The 20,820-nt window shown below is 46.3% G+C and carries 22 protein-coding genes; 11 read left to right on the forward strand and 11 right to left on the reverse strand.

Going from position 1 to position 20,820, the window contains the following annotated elements; genetic code table 11:
- The first annotated feature begins 9 nt into the window (after nt 1-9).
- The 4 genes from CP943_RS02505 to CP943_RS02520 are packed head-to-tail and all read left to right on the forward strand — an operon-like array spanning nt 10 to nt 2,732.
- Nucleotides 10-579, forward strand: a complete 570-nt coding sequence (locus CP943_RS02505; protein ID WP_020450128.1) for a non-oxidative hydroxyarylic acid decarboxylases subunit B — start codon at nt 10-12, stop codon at nt 577-579.
- 13 nt (nt 580-592) lie between these two features.
- Nucleotides 593-2,014 carry a non-oxidative hydroxyarylic acid decarboxylases subunit C gene (locus CP943_RS02510; protein ID WP_023855656.1) on the forward strand — a complete coding sequence of 474 codons (1,422 nt, stop codon included), beginning with the start codon at nt 593-595 and terminating at the stop codon, nt 2,012-2,014.
- Between the two features lie 19 nt (nt 2,015-2,033).
- Nucleotides 2,034-2,261 carry a non-oxidative hydroxyarylic acid decarboxylases subunit D gene (locus CP943_RS02515; RefSeq protein WP_020450130.1) on the forward strand — a complete coding sequence of 76 codons (228 nt, stop codon included), beginning with the start codon at nt 2,034-2,036 and terminating at the stop codon, nt 2,259-2,261.
- A 15-nt stretch (nt 2,262-2,276) separates the two neighbouring features.
- A complete protein-coding gene (locus CP943_RS02520) occupies nt 2,277-2,732 on the forward strand; it encodes a pyridoxamine 5'-phosphate oxidase family protein (protein WP_026580523.1) in 456 nt (151 codons plus the stop codon).
- 34 nt (nt 2,733-2,766) lie between these two features.
- Here CP943_RS02520 and CP943_RS02525 read toward each other — a convergent pair whose 3' ends face one another.
- The 9 genes from CP943_RS02525 to CP943_RS02570 all read right to left on the reverse strand — a co-directional run bounded on the left by CP943_RS02525 (nt 2,767) and on the right by CP943_RS02570 (nt 7,806).
- The gene (locus CP943_RS02525) at nt 2,767-3,213 is read right to left on the reverse strand and encodes a hypothetical protein (RefSeq protein ID WP_105980699.1); all 447 of its coding nucleotides are present in this window, start codon (nt 3,211-3,213) and stop codon (nt 2,767-2,769) included.
- A 25-nt stretch (nt 3,214-3,238) separates the two neighbouring features.
- Entirely contained in the window at nt 3,239-3,583 is a 345-nt protein-coding gene (locus CP943_RS02530; protein WP_224066812.1) for a hypothetical protein, read from the reverse strand.
- A 67-nt stretch (nt 3,584-3,650) separates the two neighbouring features.
- Nucleotides 3,651-4,097 carry a hypothetical protein gene (locus CP943_RS02535; protein ID WP_105980700.1) on the reverse strand — a complete coding sequence of 149 codons (447 nt, stop codon included), beginning with the start codon at nt 4,095-4,097 and terminating at the stop codon, nt 3,651-3,653.
- Between the two features lie 20 nt (nt 4,098-4,117).
- Nucleotides 4,118-4,798, reverse strand: a complete 681-nt coding sequence (locus tag CP943_RS02540; protein WP_105980701.1) for a hypothetical protein — start codon at nt 4,796-4,798, stop codon at nt 4,118-4,120.
- A 338-nt stretch (nt 4,799-5,136) separates the two neighbouring features.
- Nucleotides 5,137-5,442, reverse strand: coding sequence for a DUF4176 domain-containing protein (locus CP943_RS02550; protein WP_035400541.1), 306 nt, complete (start codon nt 5,440-5,442; stop codon nt 5,137-5,139).
- Between the two features lie 5 nt (nt 5,443-5,447).
- On the reverse strand, nt 5,448-5,714 hold the full coding sequence (locus tag CP943_RS02555; RefSeq protein WP_026580529.1) for a hypothetical protein: 267 nt from the start codon (nt 5,712-5,714) through the stop codon (nt 5,448-5,450).
- A 10-nt stretch (nt 5,715-5,724) separates the two neighbouring features.
- Complete coding sequence (locus CP943_RS22580; protein WP_234026555.1) at nt 5,725-7,113, reverse strand: ribonuclease YeeF family protein; 1,389 nt, start codon at nt 7,111-7,113, stop codon at nt 5,725-5,727.
- A 17-nt stretch (nt 7,114-7,130) separates the two neighbouring features.
- On the reverse strand, nt 7,131-7,409 hold the full coding sequence (locus tag CP943_RS02565; RefSeq protein WP_020450144.1) for a YwqI/YxiC family protein: 279 nt from the start codon (nt 7,407-7,409) through the stop codon (nt 7,131-7,133).
- 13 nt (nt 7,410-7,422) lie between these two features.
- A complete protein-coding gene (locus CP943_RS02570; protein WP_003178893.1) occupies nt 7,423-7,806 on the reverse strand; it encodes a YwqH-like family protein in 384 nt (127 codons plus the stop codon).
- Between the two features lie 508 nt (nt 7,807-8,314).
- On the opposite strand from CP943_RS02570, the gene CP943_RS02575 reads away from it, so the two are divergent.
- From CP943_RS02575 to mmsB, 6 genes are all read left to right on the forward strand, one after another.
- Complete coding sequence (locus CP943_RS02575; protein ID WP_105981347.1) at nt 8,315-9,304, forward strand: substrate-binding domain-containing protein; 990 nt, start codon at nt 8,315-8,317, stop codon at nt 9,302-9,304.
- Nucleotides 9,297-11,060, forward strand: coding sequence for a cache domain-containing sensor histidine kinase (locus tag CP943_RS02580; protein ID WP_199792120.1), 1,764 nt, complete (start codon nt 9,297-9,299; stop codon nt 11,058-11,060). The genes CP943_RS02575 and CP943_RS02580 overlap by 8 nt, the downstream gene beginning before the upstream one ends.
- A complete protein-coding gene (locus CP943_RS02585) occupies nt 11,053-12,255 on the forward strand; it encodes a response regulator transcription factor (protein WP_105980702.1) in 1,203 nt (400 codons plus the stop codon). Before CP943_RS02580 ends, CP943_RS02585 begins: the two co-directional genes overlap by 8 nt.
- Before the next feature lie 126 nt (nt 12,256-12,381).
- Nucleotides 12,382-13,461 carry a multiple monosaccharide ABC transporter substrate-binding protein gene (gene chvE / locus CP943_RS02590; RefSeq protein ID WP_025809534.1) on the forward strand — a complete coding sequence of 360 codons (1,080 nt, stop codon included), beginning with the start codon at nt 12,382-12,384 and terminating at the stop codon, nt 13,459-13,461.
- Between the two features lie 4 nt (nt 13,462-13,465).
- Nucleotides 13,466-15,034 (forward strand): multiple monosaccharide ABC transporter ATP-binding protein, encoded by a 1,569-nt coding sequence (gene mmsA / locus CP943_RS02595; protein ID WP_105980703.1) that lies wholly within the window; start codon nt 13,466-13,468, stop codon nt 15,032-15,034.
- A complete protein-coding gene (mmsB, locus tag CP943_RS02600) occupies nt 15,009-16,220 on the forward strand; it encodes a multiple monosaccharide ABC transporter permease (RefSeq protein ID WP_020450150.1) in 1,212 nt (403 codons plus the stop codon). The genes mmsA and mmsB overlap by 26 nt, the downstream gene beginning before the upstream one ends.
- Before the next feature lie 47 nt (nt 16,221-16,267).
- Here mmsB and CP943_RS02605 read toward each other — a convergent pair whose 3' ends face one another.
- Nucleotides 16,268-17,536 (reverse strand): MFS transporter, encoded by a 1,269-nt coding sequence (locus CP943_RS02605; protein WP_105980704.1) that lies wholly within the window; start codon nt 17,534-17,536, stop codon nt 16,268-16,270.
- A gap of 15 nt (nt 17,537-17,551) precedes the next feature.
- The gene (locus tag CP943_RS02610; RefSeq protein ID WP_020450152.1) at nt 17,552-18,469 is read right to left on the reverse strand and encodes a bifunctional helix-turn-helix transcriptional regulator/GNAT family N-acetyltransferase; all 918 of its coding nucleotides are present in this window, start codon (nt 18,467-18,469) and stop codon (nt 17,552-17,554) included.
- A gap of 272 nt (nt 18,470-18,741) precedes the next feature.
- On the opposite strand from CP943_RS02610, the gene CP943_RS02615 reads away from it, so the two are divergent.
- Complete coding sequence (locus CP943_RS02615) at nt 18,742-20,814, forward strand: beta-galactosidase (RefSeq protein ID WP_105980705.1); 2,073 nt, start codon at nt 18,742-18,744, stop codon at nt 20,812-20,814.
- The last annotated feature ends 6 nt before the right edge of the window (nt 20,815-20,820 follow it).

Genomic DNA, 20,820 nt, shown 5'->3' on the forward strand with positions numbered 1-20,820 from the left:
GGGGCGCATATGAACATCATCGTCGGAATTACGGGCGCGACCGGCGCGATATTTGGCGTGCGGATGCTGGAGTGGCTGAAGAAAACCGACGCAGAGACACACCTAGTCATCTCTCCGTGGGCAGCGGCAACGATTCTGCACGAAACGGGATATACGATGAAAGACGTAGAAAAGCTCGCATCTTTTACGTATTCCCACAAAGACCAGGCGGCCCGCATTTCAAGCGGTTCCTTTCAAACGGACGGAATGATTGTCGCACCGTGCAGCATGAAGACGTTGGCGGGCATTCGCACCGGTATGGCGGATAACCTGTTGACCCGTTCGGCGGACGTCATGCTGAAGGAACGGAAAAAGCTTGTGCTGTTAACAAGGGAGACGCCGCTGAACCAGATTCATCTTGAAAACATGCTTGAGCTGACAAAAATGGGCGCGGTGATCCTGCCGCCGATGCCGGCTTTTTATAATCATCCCCAAAATCTGACCGAAATGGTCGACCATATCGTATTCCGGACGCTGGACCAATTTGGAATCCATCTGTCTGAAGCGAAGCGCTGGGAAGGAATGAAACAGAAGAAATAAGGAGGATAACAGAATGGCTTATCAAGATTTTAGAGATTTTTTAAACACGCTGAAAAAAGAAGGACAGCTTCTTGAAGTTCAGGAAGAGGTGAAGCCGGAACCCGATTTGGGTGCCGCTGCACGCGCCGCCAATAACCTCGGAGACAAATCACCCGCTCTTTTATTCAACAACATTTACGGCTATAACAATGCCCAAATCGCCCTGAATGTCATCGGCTCCTGGCCGAACCACGCGTTAATGCTCGGCCTTCCGAAAGACACGCCGGTCAAAGAACAGTTCTTTGAATTCGCACGCCGCTATGATCAATTTCCTGTAAAAGTGCAAAGAGAGGAGACAGCGCCGTTTCACGAAAACGACATCACAGAAGACATCAACCTGTTTGACATTCTGCCGCTCTTCCGCATCAATCAGGGCGACGGCGGCTTTTATTTAGACAAGGCATGCGTCATTTCCAGAGATGTCGAGGATCCGGAACACTTCGGCAAACAAAACGTCGGCATGTACAGACTGCAGGTAAAAGGAAAAGACCGTCTCGGCATTCAGCCCGTCCCGCAGCATGATATTGCAATCCACCTGCGTCAGGCTGAAGAGCGCGGCGAAAACCTGCCTGTCACGATTGCGCTCGGCTGCGAACCGGTCATTGCAACGGCGGCATCCACACCGCTCTTATACGATCAATCAGAATACGAAATGGCAGGGGCCTTGCAAGGTGAACCTTATAAAATCGTCAAATCAAAACTGTCTAACTTAGATATCCCATGGGGCGCGGAAGTGGTTCTCGAAGGTGAGATCCTGGCGGGCGAACGCGAGTATGAAGGCCCGTTCGGCGAGTTTACCGGCCACTATTCAGGCGGAAGAAGCATGCCGATCATCAAAATCAAGCGCGTCTGCCACCGCAACAACCCGATTTTTGAACACCTCTATTTAGGCATGCCTTGGACTGAGGTTGACTACATGGTCGGCATTAATACATGTGTGCCGCTTTACCAGCAGCTAAAAGAGGCCTATCCGAATGAAATTGTCGCGGTAAACGCGATGTATACACACGGCTTGATCGCCATTGTCTCAACGAAAAGCCGCTACGGCGGATTCGCCAAAGCTGTCGGTATGCGCGCGCTGACGACGCCGCACGGCCTCGGCTACTGCAAAATGGTGATCCTCGTTGACGAAGACGTCGATCCGTTTAATCTCCCGCAAGTGATGTGGGCCATTTCAACGAAAATGCATCCAAAACACGATGCAGTCATTATCCCGGATTTATCCGTTCTGGCGCTTGACCCGGGTTCTGAACCGGCGGGAATCACCCACAAAATGATCTTGGACGCGACAACACCTGTGGCCCCGGAAACAAGAGGACACTATTCACAACCGCTCGATTCCCCTATAGGAACGAAAGAGTGGGAAGCGAAACTAATGAATTTGCTAAATCAATAAAAGAGGAGAGTGTTTCATCATGCATACATGTCCGCGCTGCGAATTAAAAAAAGCGGAAACCGTCAGCAAGTCACCCGTTGAAGGAGCCTGGGAAGTTTATCAATGTCAGCACTGCTTTTTCACTTGGAGATCATCGGAGCCGGAGACGATCACAAATCCTGAAAAATACAATCCGGCCTTTAAAATCGACCCTTCTGAAGTGGAAACAGCCGTACAAGTGCCAGCGGTTCCAGATCGGAAAATCTAAAGGGAGGCATCCGGCATGGCTCAGCTATCAAACGAATTATTTCAGCTGTTAAACGGAGAGAAACTCGCCGGAAAGCGGCGCGAAGCGATGATGCTCCAGACCGTCACAGAAGACGGCTGGCCGCACACGGCGATGATCAGCGCCGGCGAAATCCTCGCCTTGAACAAAACCGACATCCGCCTGGCTCTCTGGCAAGGCACAACGACAACCGCGAACATCGCGAGAACAGGCCGGGCGCTCTTCGTCACTTGCTGGAAAGGCAAAGCACATTATGTGCGGCTGTCTTTAAAGAAACTGCCCGAATTAAAAGACGCCAAACACCCGAGAGCGCGCTTCGCCGGCACCGTCGAAGCGGCCCGGGAAGATATCGCAAAATACGCCGATATCATCTCCGGCGTTCAGATTGAGCTGAAGGATGAAGCGGCGGTTTTGCGGCGGTGGGAAGAGACGCTGGAGGAGCTGAGGAACTGAAGAAAAGGACCATGGCGAACCATGGTCCTTTCAATTATTTCTGCAGCATCTTATTCGTCACTTTATAAGCCAAAATACAACCAATTGTAATGATAATAATGGCGATCGAAAGGATCACGAGCTTTTCAACAACGGTATATATTGGCATGGGAATAATAACAGCGCAGACGGAAAACACGCCGCCAAAATAAACAAACAGGATCAGAGGCTTTTTGTATTTTTTCCAAATCACTTGATTAATCCCGTTTTTTTCGGGATCTGCCGGGTGTTTGCGGTCTTCATCTTTCATCAGTTTATTTAGCAGCACATAAATGAGAAATGCGAATAAAGTTGCCGAGAAAATATTAAAACAGAGGATAAACAGCTTTTCTCCCAGACTCATCACCGGATTCAGAACAGAGCTGAGAACGGAGCCGCATACGAAAAACAGGTAGACGGATAAGATAGCTTTGTTTCTTGGTTTTTGTAGAAATTTAGACATTCAGATCTCTCCAATCGTAAATGATTTAAACGCTGAAAATGAGATGGATCAGAAAAGAAAAAATATAAAAGATGATGATGCTTAAAATGCCTCTGCCCAGAAGATAGAGGGCGAAATACAGTTTTCTCAGGAACCAGTTGTATTTTAATAGCCGTTTGTAAACAAAGTAACCGGTTCCGACAAGAAGAAAAACGAATGTATTTGTGATTTTATGGGACCATTTTTCAGGTTTTAAAAAGACCATTTTTTCATATTCAATGATCATGTGACTCGCAATGATTAAAAAACCCAAACTGTAAGCGAAATGAGCGGCCAACATACCGGCGATGAAATATTCGGTATATTCAACAAAAGTTTCTGGTGACATCATTACTCCTTTATGAATGGCGGACTCCAGCGTTTTTTAACAAAACTTTTTTTCTGCTAAAAAAAGCTTCTCATTCTTCGTCAGGCATTCTTTCCAAACAAGACCGGTTCAGCATTTGATTCGCCGTTTGATAAACAGTAAAAAAGCCGCCAGATATCACGGCAAACAAAATTGCAAACACGCCGGATTTCCAAGCGAGTGAGAGTTCGGGCATGAAAAACACGGATGTTCCCACAATCAGGATGCCGACGAAGTAGAAAGAGAGCATGAACGGTTTTCTGTATTTCTTCCAAAAGATTTTCGCGACGATGTTGCATCGGGGCGCGTTTTGATCTTTCTTCGGCTTATTTATGAACACATAAGTGATGAAGGCGAATAAAGAAATTGAAACGAACATAAAGCCGATGACGGCAAGCTTTTCCTTCCAGTTCATTGAAGGTTTGACAAGGCCGGTCAAAATAATGATTGCTGCAAGTAGGGAATAAACTGAGAGAATGATTTTATTTCTGCCTTTCAAACATGACCTCTCCTTGTGCCTTAAATCCTATGCTGTCTGATGATATCTTGATTCGCTTTGATGAAGAAGTATTTGTGGATGAATTTGACCCCCATCATAGAAAATAAACAAGCCATAAGCAGATAGACGGTACTCATCAACAAATAAACGGCAGACTCGGAAACTCGCAAAACGGCATGACTTATTACAAAACCGCCTGCCGGAACAGCTGCCAGGAGCATCCTTGTCGGAGCTGCTGTCTCCCTTTTGCCTTTTTTAGAATCAGGGAAAACAACCAAATAATACCGAATGATGAGGAAAATAACGGCGGCATAAATGAATAATGACAGACTGATCAGCGGTACATGAAAACCGATAGCAGAAACCATCATTTTTTGCGCTGTGATCAACTGGCAATATGACATCCCGCTGAATGATACACCCATAAAACGAACATATTGAAGGTGATAATGATATCCGGTCATGCTTTTGGTATTCATGATGATCATCCATATATTGATCAGGATAGCAACAGGAACAGCGGCGAATATGAAAAAATCTACTTTGTTCACCAGCACAGGTAATATGCTTAAAATATCCAGCATCAACACGATAAAACACGCCATTCCCCATTTCGTTTCCCGGCTGATGGGAGCTGTCAAATGAGACTGAATATTGGTAGGTAAATCTTTGTATAGTATAGTATCTTTCAATTTAAACAAGCTGTCTTTCCTCCGGTGTTGAAAATGAACATAAGAGAAAGCATCCCGGGAGAGATGCTTTCGGAAAACATTTACTTATTAGTGTGATTGATTAATAATTGTACAATGTTTGTATATTTTTTTACCTATTTGAAACTCCCTAAGAAAATTCTGTTGCATATCTTATAACCTATAAAGATAACTATACTCAACATAACAAATTGAATGGTAAATAAACCTAGTCGTTCGCTCCATGGTATATCAGGAATGACTACAGCGCTAAACCCTATTCCAAATGTAAAAAAGCAGTAGATGAATATGACTATCTTTTTTCTGTAATTCTTCCAAATTTCCAAATGTTAAATCTCCTTATCGTGCATTTTAGGACCTAAAGTTTTTTTGTAGTTGAGTTCTTCATTTGTTACATAGCCCATGTAAAGGATTTCTTCTATCATATGGTGATTAAAGAATAGGTTGTAGTCTTCGGTAATATTGCCTTCAGGATATGGGACTGAAACATAATCGAATTTTTTTTGGCTGGATGATTGAATTTGATTTCTTCCATAAACCATGACAGGTTTGCGGACGCTCTTGATTTTCACTACTGTACCGATAGGAAGCCAATCTTCAGATATATGTTCTTCGTCTTTTTTTTCGTTAAACATGATGCTTATTCCTCCGATTTTCCATTTTTTCGTTGTAACTCAGGATGTTTTTTAAGCCAAATTTTTTTTCTGTAAATATGTAAGATGATTGGAAAAATGAAAAAGAATATGCTAATAACTGATATTGCAAATGGAATCTCTGAAGGCGCTTGTTCTGCTAGGCCCCATATCGCCATGATGACAAAAAAGATACCTACTACAGGGAATAAAATAGTGAAGATTATCATAGCTTCATTTATTTTTTTATTTAGAAAATCCTTTCCATGATTCATAAAAAGCCTCCTATTCGTCTTTTTCGGCTCCTAATTTTAAACCGATGCCCACACCGGCGGCGACTTTAAGTTCAGTTTCTGTCCCGAGTTTAGCTTCAACACCTGCTCCTCCAAAAGTAAATTCAACACCGATATACGGATTATAATCCCAGCCAAACCATTCTTCAAGAGGTTTATAGCCGTTCCAGTTAAATGGGCTGACAACGACTTCTGCGTCTGCAATGCTTGCCGAAGCTCCTATGCCGACTCCATAGTCTTCTATACCTGCACCTGCCTCGGCATGACCGATATCAATACCAACACGCACAGGTGAATTTTCGTGATCGAAGTTTGCCTTTATTCCATTAACTTCTCCTTTAGCACCCATGAAATTGTTTGTAGCATAATTGTCTACAAATTTATCTGGATGATATGGAACACTGATTTCGCCTTCGACGTCTCCCAACTGAAAATAAGTTTCTTTTTCATCTTCTCCTTTATCTTTAAAACCTTTATTTGTATCTAAAATACTTGCATCAAAATTCATATCAACTTCATAATCTTTTCTTGAATACTTAAAACTGGCATTTCCAGCACCAGAATACCCAAATCCCCCTGTTACTTCTGTTTTAAATTCTCCGTCAACTTTCTCGTTACTTGATGTATTACCTATACCATAAAACTCTTTTACAGTGTTCGACTTTTTACCATTCTTAATATTATCAATTTCAGTTGAACTAGTATTCCTTTTCTGCAATTCATTAAACAGGTTTTGAATTGCAGGTTCTTTTTTTAAAACACTGGAAGAGTAATTTTGAATCTCAATCTTCGGCCCCGTATACATCCTCTCCAGCTGCTGGATGTACTGCTTCATTGTGTCGAGGTCATCCCTCGCCGCTTTTAGCGCATTTGTCTGTTCGCGGTCAAAAGTATGAAGCTTTTCAAGCGTCTCGCTGATTTGTCTTTGGGCTTTTTTGGCGTTCTCGTTGACGGCTGAATCGTCGAGGTCGGGCAGGTTGACGATGTTTTTGACTGTTAGAATAGTCATATTGGCTTTTGACGTCAATCTGCCTGTCAGCGATTCGGCTTGACTGACGCCGTCATGGAGTTCGTTTTCAAGAAAGCTTTGCGAGATAAAGCCGTTTTGGTTCGGTTCAAGGGAATGAAGTGCGCTTTTCGTCTTTTCTAAAAGTCCTTTATAGTCGGAAATAAAAGATTCATAAAAAAGAAGAAAAGTGGTGTGGCACTCTTCATAGAACGAGCGGATCGCTTCACCGCCCGCGCCTTTTAAGGCGTCGTCAAGGGAGGTGAGACCTTTGACGCTTTGTTTGACTTTTGAAATCTCGTCAGTCTGGTTTTTTAATTCGGTCAGCGTTTTGTCTAGGCCGGTTTGAAAAGCCTGAACATCTAGAGTTTTCAATGCGTAGTCCCTTCCTTCTACTTGGCTTTGATCGATGACGACAGCTTTTTGTCGGCGTCTTTTATAGCGTTGACAGCCTGTTCGGTTTGCGCAATCTGTTTAGCGAGAGCCGAAGCGTATGCTTTTGTCAGGCTTTTCAAATCTTTGTTCATGCTTTCGATTTTTTTGACGACGTCAAGGTTGTTTTTGCCGCTGATATCTGTCGGCACGTTCGGTTTTACAGCTTGGGCTGAATGCTTCAGCTTCGAGAGCGCCTGTTTGACTTCGCCTGTTTTGACTTTGATTTCTTGACCCATCGTAATCACTCCTTTAGCGGCGGGCTTCTCTTTCTTCTTTTTCCAGCTTTTCAATTTTCGTTTTTAATGAGCTGATATCCTTACCTAGTGAATCAATGTCATCATTTAAGGAAGAGATTTTCTCTTTTAATTGTTTAAACACTTCATTTAACTGTTTTCCGCAAATATCATTGTAGGCCGTTTTCATATCGCTTCTGACATTTTTAAAAGAATCAGCAAGGCTGCCCTGCCATGTTGTCGGCGACAGTTCGGGCTTTTTGATGCTGTCTTTTGAATCGTCAAATTCCTTTTTATCTGCTTCTAATTCAGTTTGGCAATTTTTCAGTTGTTCGAGCTGTTGTTTTTTGATGAGAAGTGTACCTTGCAGCCCGTATAAAACTGTTTTTTCCCAGATCATGTTACTGCCACCTCCCGGAAAATTTGATTCAAATGACCTGTTGGGATCCGTTCATTAAAGGACCTTATTAATGTTACAACATGGTATAAATGAGTTGAATAGGAAAAATGTACCGTGATTAAAGGATCGAATCAAGCGGTGGAGCAGGGGATTCCTTATTATGACTGCGATTTTGCACATTTCTCCATTTTCTTTAGAGGACAAAAGTCGTGGTTCTTAGGGCTGTGTTTTTTGTGATATTTATTTTTTGTTACACAAACTTTAAGGTAATTTTAAGAAAGAGGCGATCTTGTCGAACACTAAACAAGGTTTTTCGGGCAAAATGTCAAATAGATTAGATATTTCATATAAACAAGGGGGGAAATTGTCTGTTTGTGATGAAAAAGGGGACGGGCGAAATTTCTGTCAGGATGCCTCAGCTGGATTCTAAGAAAAATATGCGGCCAAATATATACTTCATGATAGATTGTAAACGCTGTCTTGTCCTCTGACCAACAGGGGGATGAAGATGAAGAAGCTGTTAGTTGTTTATGCCGTGATGCTTTGTTTGTTTTTTCTGTATGTCTACGACTACTCCCGGGGCGATCAAACCGGATCTACAGAAGCAAGCAAAAGGCCGGCGGCCGGAAGTCTGTCCGAAAAATATGTGATGGTCACGTTTCAATCGGGAATCGAATATTGGAAGAGCGGCCTGAAAGGCTTTGAGGATGCCGCGCAGCTTTTCAACGTCACTGTCGAGTATCGGGGGGCGGCCCATTATGATGTCCATGAGCAGACGACCGTCCTCGAGCAGGTCATTGCAAAAAAGCCGGCGGGGATCGCACTTTCGGCAATAGATCCCAAAGCTTTAAACCCTGTCATTGACAAGGCGCATGAGCAGGGTATTCCGCTCGTTTTATTCGATTCAGACGCCCCGCTCAGCAAAGCCTCTACATATGTCGGCACAAATAATATGAAAGCGGGTGCTGAGGCCGCAAGGCGAATGGCCGAGTTTTTAGATGGAAAGGGAGAAACCGCAATCATTACCCAGCCGCGGCAGTACAATCACCAGGAAAGGACGAAGGGCTTTGAACAAACGATCAAGCAAAAATACCCGAACATGAAGGTCGCCGCGGTTTTGGACGGAAAAGGGGATGAGCTGACGTCGAAAAAAGAAGCAGCGAAGATTCTGGAAAAAAATCCATCCATCAAAGGGATTTTCACGACAGAAGCCAATGGAGCGAGCGGTGTGGCCCGGGCTGTGAAGGCGGCGGGACTTGAAAGGGAAGTATGTATTATCGGCTTTGATAAAGACAAGAAAACGCTGGACGGTATCAAAAGCGGGTCGATTTCCGCGACAATGGGTCAGGACACATGGCAAATGGGCTATTGGTCGCTGCACATGCTGTTTTTCTCAAATCACCATTTGAAGCAAGAACGCCCGCTTCCGGCAGCGATCGATACAGGCATTACGATCATAACGAAAGAAAATATGGCAGCCTATTATGCGAATGATTAAACGTTTGATCAACAATGCGCCGATCCGTCATAAGCTGATCAGCCTTCTCTTACTAATCAGCATGCTGCCGACGATCGGCCTCGGTATTTTATCGGGATGGGCCGTTGAAAATATTATTGAAAAACAGGTGATCGACCAAACACTGCAGCTGATCGGCGAAGTGAACAAGACGGCTGAAGTATATGTCAGCCACATGCAAAACCTGACATATTTAATATCAATGAATGAAGAAATGGAAGCATTTTTTAATCATGAAAAAGAGGATGGAGAGGCGGATTATAAGAGAAGGACGTTTTTGCAGGGCCTGACTTCTTTATATTCTGAAGCCGCGGGCATTCTCGTCGTCAATGATAAGGGTGAGATGATCAGCAATGAGATGTATGAACGGACGCCGACAGATTTGACAAAAGAACCGTGGTATCTGGCGGCTGTAGCTAATGAAGGGATTTTCAAGATGATCGGAAAGCCTGTCAACCGGAATATCAGAAGCCATGTGCACTACAGAGAAGACGAGGTCGTTTCTGCCGTCAGAGCTGTTATCGATCCTGAGACACAGCGTGTGAAAGGTGTTGTACTCATCGATTTGAAGCTGCGCGTCCTCGCAGAAGCGACAAAAAATATCCGCTTGGGGAAAACGGGTTATTTGATGATCATGGATGAAAATGGCGGCAATATTTATGCACCGGAGACCTCAAAGCTGTTTCTGCCGAAAAAGTGGTTCAGTCAAGACCGGTCCGGATATTTTTCGAAGCGGATCAAGGGAGAGGAATATCAATTCATTTATGAGACGTCTTCCTTTACGAACTGGACAACGGTCGGCGTTTTTAAAGCGGGTGAACCCGTATTCGAAGTGAAGGAAATCCACTTGTATGTGCTTTTGTTTTTACTGACGGCGGCGTTTCTCGGAATGTCTGCTTCCTATTATTTGTCCCATTCCATGTCGCGGCCGATTTTGAAGCTGAATGCTGTCATGAAAACGGCGGAAAGCGGGAATTTTTCAACATTTTATCAGGAGGAAAGGGAAGATGAAATCGGGCTTTTGGGAAAAAGCTTCAATCGCCTGATGATGAGAATCAGGGAGCTGATGTCGGTCACAGAAAGACAAGAGCGCCAAAAAAGAGAAGCCGAATTAAGGGCGCTGCAGGCGCAGATCAACCCTCATTTTCTCTACAACACGCTGGATACAATCAATTGGATGGCGAGGAAGAAAGGAGCGGTAGAGGTCAGCGGTCTCGTGCAGGCTTTATCCAAGCTGTTCCGCATCTCCTTGAGCAAAGGGAAAGATATCATTCCGCTGTCTGATGAATTTGCACATGTTGAAAACTATTTGAAAATCCAAAAAGCGCGATACCGCGATAAATTAAACTACTCAATCGAAATGACCGGACTTTGTGACGACCGCCTGATATTAAAGCTCGTGCTTCAGCCGATTGTCGAAAATGCGATTTATCACGGAATTAAAGAAAAAAAGGGGCCGGGTCATATTACGATCAAAGGCATGGAGGAAGACGGCTCGCTGATTATCAAAATCGAGGATGACGGAGCCGGAATGGATGAAGAGACGCTAAAGCAAATAACCGATCAATTCAAACACAGGGATGATACAGCGGGCTACGGCATGATCAACGTCCATGAACGGATCGCCCTTACATTTGGCGAGCCGTACGGTTTAACGGTTCAAAGCCGAAAAGGAGCCGGAACCGCCGTCACAATACGGCTCCCAATCTTAACAAAAGGGGGAACAAGCCTTGAGTGAATGTTGGCGCGTACTGATTGCCGATGATGAACCGTGGATTCGGGAAGGAATACGGGATGCCGTCTCTTGGGAGCGCTATCAAATGTCGGTGTCGGCTGAAGCGGAGAATGGCGAGGAGGCATTTGAGCTCGCTCTCAAACACGGCATCGACTTATTGATTGTCGACTTGAATATGCCGATCGTCAACGGAATCACGCTGATGAAAAAGCTCCGCGGCGCCCTGCCGCAGTGCCGCTTTGTCATCGTGACGGGCTACGATCAGTTTGCATACGCGCAAGAAGCAATCCGGCTGAATGTCGATGATTATTTGTTAAAGCCGGTCGATCCCGCTCATCTAGAACAAGTGCTCGAAAAGATCAGCTTGTCGCTGGCAGCTGAAAAAAAGAAGCTCAGCGAGCAAAAGCTTGCCGAGCAGCATATTCAACAAAACCTCGGCCTTCTGAAAGAGCATGTTTTCAGAAGCTGGATCGAAGGCCGGGCAGTGGAAGAAGGCGTTTACCGGCAGCTCGAATGCCTCCGTCTGCCGGCCCGCTATCCTGAGACGCTCGGTGTCATCGCGGCCGGGCATGTATGGAACAAGCCGTCTGAAGCCGACAGTCTGAAAGAAAAAGTAGAACGCTTCTTTGCCGCTGAACGGGATAAGGCTGTTTTTTTCGACGGAGACCGCCTGATCGTCGCCTGCCTGTGGCGCTCTGTTACAGAAGCTGAACAGCAGGCGCTTGCAGAGATGATCGAAGCTGAAATGCAGGCAAGCGCCGCCGTCTGCTTCGCGAAGCTTGCTGAAAACGGCCGCTCAGCTGCGCAATGCTATCAGCATTGCAGACAGCAAGTCTCGAAAGCATTTAATATCTCGCCGGTTGTCACGAGGGCCAAAGAATATATGCAAAAGCATTTCACTGAAAGGGAGTTTTCTTTAAAACAGACGGCAGATGCGCTTCAAGTTTCGTCCGTCTATTTGAGCAGGATCATGAAGAAGGAGCTCGGCATGACATTTGTTCAGCTTTTGACCGAGATGCGCATAGATCAAGCGGTTCACCTGTTAGAGACAACCCCTCTTTCAATTCACGATATTGCCGAACAAACGGGGTATGATACACAGCACTATTTCAGCACGGTATTTAAAAAAACGATGGGAGTATCCCCCAATCAGTACCGACGCATGTCGGGAATTGAACGAACAGGGAGAAAATTGTAATGTAAGCGCTTTAAAAAAGTCTGATTTTTATAAAAATAGTTAATTAATTCAAAAGACGGACCTTCGAAAGACATGGTACAGTTGGCATGATTCATGATGGGAGAAATCAAAAGGGGGATACCAAGCATGAAAAAATGCTGGCTGTTGATCACTGCAATGCTTTTCTGTCTTATTGTTTCCGCCTGTTCGGGGAATCAGGCGAGCGGAGGGGGAGACAAAGGCTACGTCGGAATCTCAATGCCGACAAAGTCATCGGAACGCTGGGTGTATGACGGGAAATATATGGTGAAAGAGTTTGAAAAACTCGGGTATAAAACGGATCTGCAGTATGCGGAAGATGTCGTTGAAAACCAAGTCTCACAAATCGAGAATATGATTACAAAAGGCGTCAATGTCCTCGTCATTGCTTCGATTGACGGGGAAGCGCTGACCGACGTCCTTGAAAAAGCAAATAAGCAGGATATTAAAGTCATTTCCTATGACCGGCTGCTTATGAACAGCAAACATGTCGACTATTATGCGACATTTGACAATCATAAAGTCGGAGAACTCCAAGGGAAATATATTGAAGAAAAGCTTGGCTTAAAAGACAAAAAAGGGCCGTTCAACATCGAATTGTTCGCAGGATCGCCCGACGACAACAACGCGCATTTCTTTTTTGACGGCGCCATGTCTGTTTTGAAGCCTTATATCGATTCGGGCAAATTAAAGGTATTGAGCGGCCAGACTTCATTTGAGCAAGGTGCGACGCTCAGGTGGGACGGCGCAACCGCACAATCCCGGATGGACAATTTGCTGAGCGCGCATTATACAAAAGCGAAGCTTGATGCGGTGCTTTCACCGTATGACGGGATCAGCATCGGAATCATTTCATCCTTAAAAGGTGCGGGCTACGGATCGGACAAGAAGCCGCTGCCGGTTATTACGGGACAGGATGCGGAGCTTGCTTCCGTGAACTCGATCATTAAAGGAGAGCAGACCTCAACCATTTTCAAAGATACGAGAGAGCTGGCGAAAAAAGCCGTTGAGATGGCGACATCCGTCTTAAAAGGCGAAAAAGCGGAAGTCAATGACACAAAGACGTATGACAACGGAGAGAAGGTCGTTCCGTCCTACCTGCTTGAGCCGGTCGTCGTCGATAAAGAGAACTATAAAAAAGTGCTCGTTGACGGCGGTTACTATAAAGAATCGGAATTAGGGAAGTGATCCGATGTCCGATTGCATTTTGGAGATGAGAGGCATCACGAAGGAGTTTCCCGGCGTCAAAGCGCTCGACAATGTCCACCTCCGCGTTAAAGCGGGCGAAATCCATGCCCTCTGTGGTGAAAACGGGGCGGGCAAGTCGACTTTGATGAAGGTGCTGAGCGGTGTATATCCGTACGGTACGTATACGGGCGACATTTTGTATAAAGGGGAAGTATGCCAATTCAAAAATATTAAGCAAAGCGAGGAAGCGGGGATCGTCATCATCCACCAGGAGCTGGCGCTCGTCCCCCAGCTTTCCATTGCGGAAAATCTTTTTTTGGGCAATGAACAGGCGAGCCGCGGCGTCATCAATTGGCGAAAAACGAAGCTGGAAACGCTCGAGTTAATGAAAAAAGTCGGGCTTCATGAATCTCCGGATATGCTTGTTTCCCAAATCGGCGTCGGAAAGCAGCAGCTTGTTGAAATCGCCAAAGCGCTGGCAAAAAAGGTGCAGCTCTTGATTTTGGATGAACCGACTGCGGCTTTAAATGAAGCGGACAGCGAGAATCTGCTGCGGCTCTTACTCGAACTGAAAAAACAGGGGATCTCTTCAATTATGATTTCCCATAAATTAAATGAGGTTACGAACGTCGCAGATTCGATTACCGTGCTCCGAGACGGACAGACGATCGAAACGCTTGATGTGCAAAGCGGGCAATTGACCGAAAACCGGATCATCAGAGGCATGGTCGGCAGGGAGCTGCAAAACCGCTATCCTGCCAGAAGCGCCAAGATCGGGGACGTCATCTTTGAAGTGAAGGATTGGACAGTTCATCATCCTCTTCAACAGGACCGCAAAGTGGTAAACACGGCGGCCCTTTCCGTCAAAAGAGGCGAGATCGCAGGAATTGCCGGCTTGATGGGCTCCGGAAGGACGGAGCTGGCGATGAGCATCTTTGGAAGATCATACGGAAAAAACATCTCCGGCACAATCGAAAAAGACGGGCGGGAGCTTTACATCCGCCACCCTGAAGAAGCCATTAAAAACGGCATCGTCTATGTGACGGAGGACCGGAAAGGAAACGGTCTGATTCTGGATGACAGCATTAAAGAAAACATTACGCTGTCCAAACTGGAGAAGGTGTCGAGACGATTGGTGATGGACGAGCGCCGCGAAAAACATGAAGCGGAGGATTTTCGCAGGAAATTGAACATCAAGACGCCCGACATCGGCCAGCGGACCGGAAATTTAAGCGGAGGCAACCAGCAGAAGGTCATGCTGAGCAAGTGGATTTTTGCGGAGCCTGACATTTTAATTTTGGATGAACCGACGCGCGGCATCGATGTCGGCGCCAAATACGAAATCTATGGCGTCATCAATCAGCTTGCCGAAGCAGGTAAAGCGGTTATTATGATTTCTTCGGAGCTTCCCGAGCTGCTGGGAATGTGCGACAGAATCTATACGATGTGTGAAGGGGAAATCACCGCTGAATTTTCCAAAGAAGAAGCTGATCAGGAGAAGCTGATGAAATATATGACCATCCGCATGAAGAGAGGGGGAGAGGCGTATGCAGACACCGGTGCAAACGGATAAAGACCGCGCTCAGCCCGGTTACTTTCAGCTGTTTCGCGACATGTATAAGCAGAACATCCGGAAATACAGCATGGTCATTGCGCTCGTGTTTATTATGCTACTGTTTCAAATACTGACAGACGGAATTTTGCTGAGGCCGCTGAACATTACGAACTTGATTTTGCAAAACAGCTACATTCTCATTTTAGCCATCGGGATGATGCTCGTCATCATTACGGGACACATTGATTTATCAGTCGGTTCAGTCGCCGCTTTTGTCGGCGCCGTCTCCGCAATGATGATCATCGAAAACGATATGCCGCTGTTTGCGGCGGTCGTTCTGTCGTTGCTTCTGGGAGCGGCAATCGGCGCCTGGCAGGGATTTTGGATCGCTTATGTCAAGATTCCGGCCTTCATCGTGACGCTGGCGGGAATGCTATTGTTCAGAGGACTCACGATGATCGTGCTTGAGGGGAAATCGATCGCTCCATTTCCCGTGTCCTTTCAAAAAATGGCGTCCGGCTTTATCCCGGACTGGCTGAACGGAGGCGCGCTCCATATGACGACGATTGTCGCCGGAGCGGGAGTGTCGATTCTTTATCTCGTGTATCAGCTTCAGCAGAGAAACATGCAGAAGAAATTCCAATTTGACTTGCAGGGAAAAGGTCTGTTTGCAGTTAAGGTGTTTTTTATCATCGCCATTATCAACCTTTTTACCTACATTCTCGCGACGTACGAAGGCATACCTCTCATTTTGATCACATTGTTCATCTTAATCGCCGGGTATACATTCGTTATGAAAAAAACCGTCATCGGGCGGAGAATCTACGCAATCGGCGGCAATGAAAAAGCAGCCGAGCTTTCAGGAATCAAAACAAAACGGCTTACCTTTATGGTTTTCGTCAATATGGGCGTCTTAGCTGCTCTTTCCGGATTGATTTTTGCCGCCCGTTTAAACGCGGCCACTCCGAAAGCAGGAAACCTGTTTGAACTTGACGCCATTGCGGCCTGCTTCATCGGCGGTGCTTCAGCTTACGGCGGAATCGGCACGATCGGCGGGGCCATCATCGGCGGCCTTGTCATGGGGGTCATGAACAACGGCATGTCGCTGCTCGGTCTGGGCATCGACTGGCAGCAAGCAATTAAAGGCCTCGTCCTTCTGATTGCCGTTGCATTTGATATTTACAATAAGAATAAAACTTCTTAATTGATAAAGAAAAACCTGTTTTTGAACATCAAAAACAGGTTTTTTCATTATTGCTGGACTGAACGTCCTTCCTGATTCAGTGTGGGGTTTATTTTTTTAGGTTCCGGCAGCAGGATATTCAAAATGCTTGCTGCCGCCAAAATAACGATTGAAAGGTAGAAAGACAGGTTATAGTTGCCTGTTTGGCTGTACCAGACGCCCGGCAAATAAGCGCCGAGCGCCGAACCGAGCTGGTGGCTGAGGAACAGCCAGCCGAGAATGAACCCGACGGAGTACTGCCTGAAATACTGGGTTGCGAGCATTTGCGTCGGGGCGACGGTCGCAAAGTCGACCAAACCGAACAAAACCGCGAAGCAAAGCAGGAGGACCGAGTTGTGGCTCGACAACAAAATGACAAGCGACAGCGCCCTTACGGCATATAAAAAGCACAAAATTTTTCGGCTGCTCCAGCGGTCAGCGACGACGCCGGAAATCAAAATTCCGATGATGTTAAACCCGGCCAGCAGGCTGACAGCGGCGCTTGTTACTTCGGTCGAAAACCCGTGGTCATGCGAAAAAGGGATAAGATGGGTATCCATTAACCCCGTCGTTGTAAATCCGCAAATGAAAAACGGCAAGACGAGGAACCAAAACGTTCTTTTGAGAAAAACGGCTTTGTATGGAATCTTTTTAGGCTGGGCGTCCGGCTCTTCTTTTGTCTCGCCGCCCTGAGTGCCGCCGATCGGCTGTACATTTTTTTCCGAAGGATGATTCCGCAATAACAAGATGACGATCGGAAATACGATAACAGCTAAAAACAATCCGAGAACGATGACGGTCACTTGCCAGTTAAACCAGTGGATCAACATGAGCGATCCAGGGACAAGCAGCATCTGCCCCGCGCCGAATCCCGCTTCCATAATGCCGAATGCAAGCCCCCGCTTCTCATTGAACCAGTTGGTCACGATCACGGTCGATGCGACATTCGACGCACCGCCGACGCCGAGAGAAACGATGATGCCGTACAAAATAAACAGTTGCCACGGAGAAGTCACGAGATATGTAAAAAAGATGCTCAAGCCGACCAGAAGCGTGCTGAGAGATAAAATGATCCGCGGTCCGAACCGGTCGACAAGCCTGCCGATTACCGGCTGGGATACACCGTAGACAATGAAGCTCAGCATGGAAATAAGCGAAATCGTGCCCCTGTCCATTGAAAATTCCTCTTCCCAAGGCTGAATAAAGGCCCCGAAAGAAAGGCGCACTCCTTGAACGGCCAAAAGCGTCAAAAACGTCACAAAAACGATAATCCAGGCGTAGTGTATTTTCCGTTTCATAGATCCTCCATTTCGTCAGCCTAACTCGGCATCCCAGCGTTCTTCCCGGAGCCGCTGTCCCCATAATAAAGTCTCGTCTTTCACTTCCGTCAGTCTGAATCCGAATTTTTCATACAAAGGCCGCGCTTCAGCCATCGTACTTACCGTCCATAGAAAAATCCGTTCAAATTGATTGTCTTTACAATAATCGATGAGATGCTTCAAAAGGCGCGTGCCGACTCCCTGATGCCGAAAAGCGGCATCGACCAGAAACCATCTGAGCTGTACGGTTTTGCCGGGATGTTTGACGAGCCCGACGCATCCCGCAAACCTTCCGGCGCTCTCTGCGATCCAGATGTTTTCGATATCGGCATCAAATGTTTCGTGAAGGTAATCCAAAAATGAATCGTCCCAGCCGTGTGTCTCCGCATAAAACGCACGTTGTTTTTCGATCATTAGTTTGATATCGTCCGATATATAGTAATCTCTTATGGAAACGTCCGATTTTTCGGGCGGCAGGTGTTCTGACAATATGGATTCAATTGTATTCATCGCCTCCGTCAGCTTTTCCTGATGGGGGCCGTCGATATGCTTCAGCATGTATTCGATTTGCTGATTGGCTTTTGCCTCCAGCTTCTTATAAATGGATTCGCCGAAGCTTGTTAAATAGATATAGTGGTTGCGGCTGTCCTCCTCGCTTCTCTTTTTATAGACCATATTTTCCTTTTCGAACCGCTTCAGGATCCGGCTGACATAGCCCCGGTCCAGGCCGAGCGTATCTTGAATCAGCTTGGCTGTACAATCGGCCGTATTGTGAATTTCGAATAATATCCGGGTTTCCGTCAATGAAAAAGGGCTGTCATAAATATGTTCATTCAGAAAACCGAGCACGTTTGTATAGAATCGATTGAACTTTCTGAATTTTAATGTGATAGAATGATTGATTTCTGTCATCTCAAAACCTCTCTTTCTATAAATCGTTGCTTTAATCAATTATAATAAAATAGTTGATTTAGTCAAGTGTATGGAAATAAAGTTAAAAATGTTAATGATAGATTATATTTTACAAATAAAGAAAGATAAATTCAATCATACAGGAAAATTCATCCACCAGGCAGGAAAGAGGGAAGAAAACAGAGTATATAATCTAACAACCTGTTTTTGTAAGCGTTTAATGTCTGTCTCCGCGTCATATGAAAACGAGGAAGAGAGGATGAAACTTTACGATGGTCAAACCGTATCCCCCGATCAGCCGGAAAGTTCCCCGACTATTGCATGGAGCCGATTACAACCCTGATCAATGGCTTAAATATCCGGACGTTTTAAAAGAAGATATCCGCCTGATGAAGCTGTCCCGCTGCAATGTGATGTCTGTCGGCATTTTCTCATGGGTTTCGCTCGAGCCTGAAGAAGGAAGGTTTACATTTGATTGGCTCGATCAGGTTCTTGATACTTTCAAGGAAAACGGAATTTATGCGTTCTTGGCTACACCGAGCGGTGCCAGACCGGCTTGGATGTCCAAAAAGTATCCCGAGGTGCTGAGAACGGAGCGCAACCGGATCAGAAACCTTCACGGAAAGCGGCACAATCATTGCTATACGTCGCCTGTCTACCGCAGGAAAACGGCGATTATAAACGGAAGGCTTGCGGAGCGCTATGCGCATCACCCGGCTGTCATCGGCTGGCATATCTCCAATGAATACGGCGGAGAGTGTCATTGTGAACTTTGCCAAGATAAGTTCAGAGAGTGGCTGCTCGCGAAATATAAAACGCTGGACCGCCTTAACCATGCATGGTGGACATCGTTTTGGAGCCACACCTATACAGATTGGGACGAGATCGAGTCGCCGGCTCCGCACGGCGAGGATGCTGTTCACGGTTTGAATTTGGACTGGAAGCGTTTTGTCACGGATCAGACGGTTGATTTTTGCCGGCATGAAATTGCCCATGTCCGTTCTTTTAACCCCGACCTGCCCGTGACGACGAATTTTATGGGAACATACGCCGGATTGAATTATTGGAAGTTCGCCGACTTGCTTGATGTCATCTCGTGGGATTCTTATCCGGCATGGCACAACAGCCGGCAGGAAGACAGCCGGCTTGGAGCCGATATTGCTTTTGTTCATGATATCAATCGGTCTCTTAAAGGCGGCCGGCCGTTCATGCTGATGGAAAGTACGCCGAGCATGACGAACTGGCAGGACGTCAGCAAGCTGAAGCGCCCCGGTATGCACGAATTGTCATCATTACAGGCAGTCGCTCACGGATCGGACACTGTTCAGTATTTTCAATGGCGGAAAAGCCGCGGCTCAAGCGAAAAGTTTCACGGGGCAGTCGTTGATCATGCGGGATCAGAGCATACGCGCGTTTTCCAGGAAGTAAAAAAACTTGGGGAAAAGCTCGAAAAACTTGAGGATGTCGCAGGAACGACAGTCGAACCCGAGGCCGCGATTATATTTGACTGGGAGAATCGCTGGGCTTTGGAAGACGCCCAAGGTCCGCGCAATATCGGCATGCATTATGAACGGACAGCCAAATCGTTTTATGAACCGTTTTGGCGTGAAGGTGTACCGGTTGATGTGATTCATATGGAGGCCGATTTCTCCCGCTATAAGCTTTTGGTCGCCCCGATGCTCTACATGCTGAAAGAAGGCACCGCCGAAAGGATTGAACAGTTCGTTCAAAACGGGGGTACATTTGTCGCCACTTATTGGTCGGGCATTGTCAATGAGAATGATCTTGTGTTCTTGGGAGGGTTTCCTGGAGGCTTAAGAAAAACGCTCGGCATTTGGTCTGAGGAGATCGATGCGCTTCATGACGGACAGAAAAATACGATTGTGATGGATGCAGATAACCGGCTCGAGTTAAGCGGGAGCTATGAAACCAGTGAGCTTTGCGACCTGATTCATTTAGAAGGAGCCGAAGCGCTCGCTCTGTACGGGGAAGATTTTTACGCGGGCCGGCCCGCGCTGACGGTCAATTTGTTCGGAGACGGGAAGGCCTACTATATCGCTTCAAGGAATGAGGCGGCGTTCCAAGAGGCGTTTATATCGAGGCTCATTGAAGAGTGCGGGATTGCCAAAGTGCTCGATACAGAGCTTCCGAAAGGCGTCACCGCCCAGCTCCGCACAGACGGCCGCCACGATTATATTTTCGTGATGAATTTTACAGCGGAAAACCGCACGGTCTCGCTTCCGGAAGAAACATATACGGACGTCTTAAAAGGAACCCGGAAAAAAGGCGCTCTCAAACTGGTTCCATACGGAACGAGCATTTTGCGGAGAAGCCGCAAAGCCTAGGAATCC

The organism is Bacillus paralicheniformis (assembly GCF_002993925.1).
GTDB lineage: Bacteria > Bacillota > Bacilli > Bacillales > Bacillaceae > Bacillus > Bacillus paralicheniformis.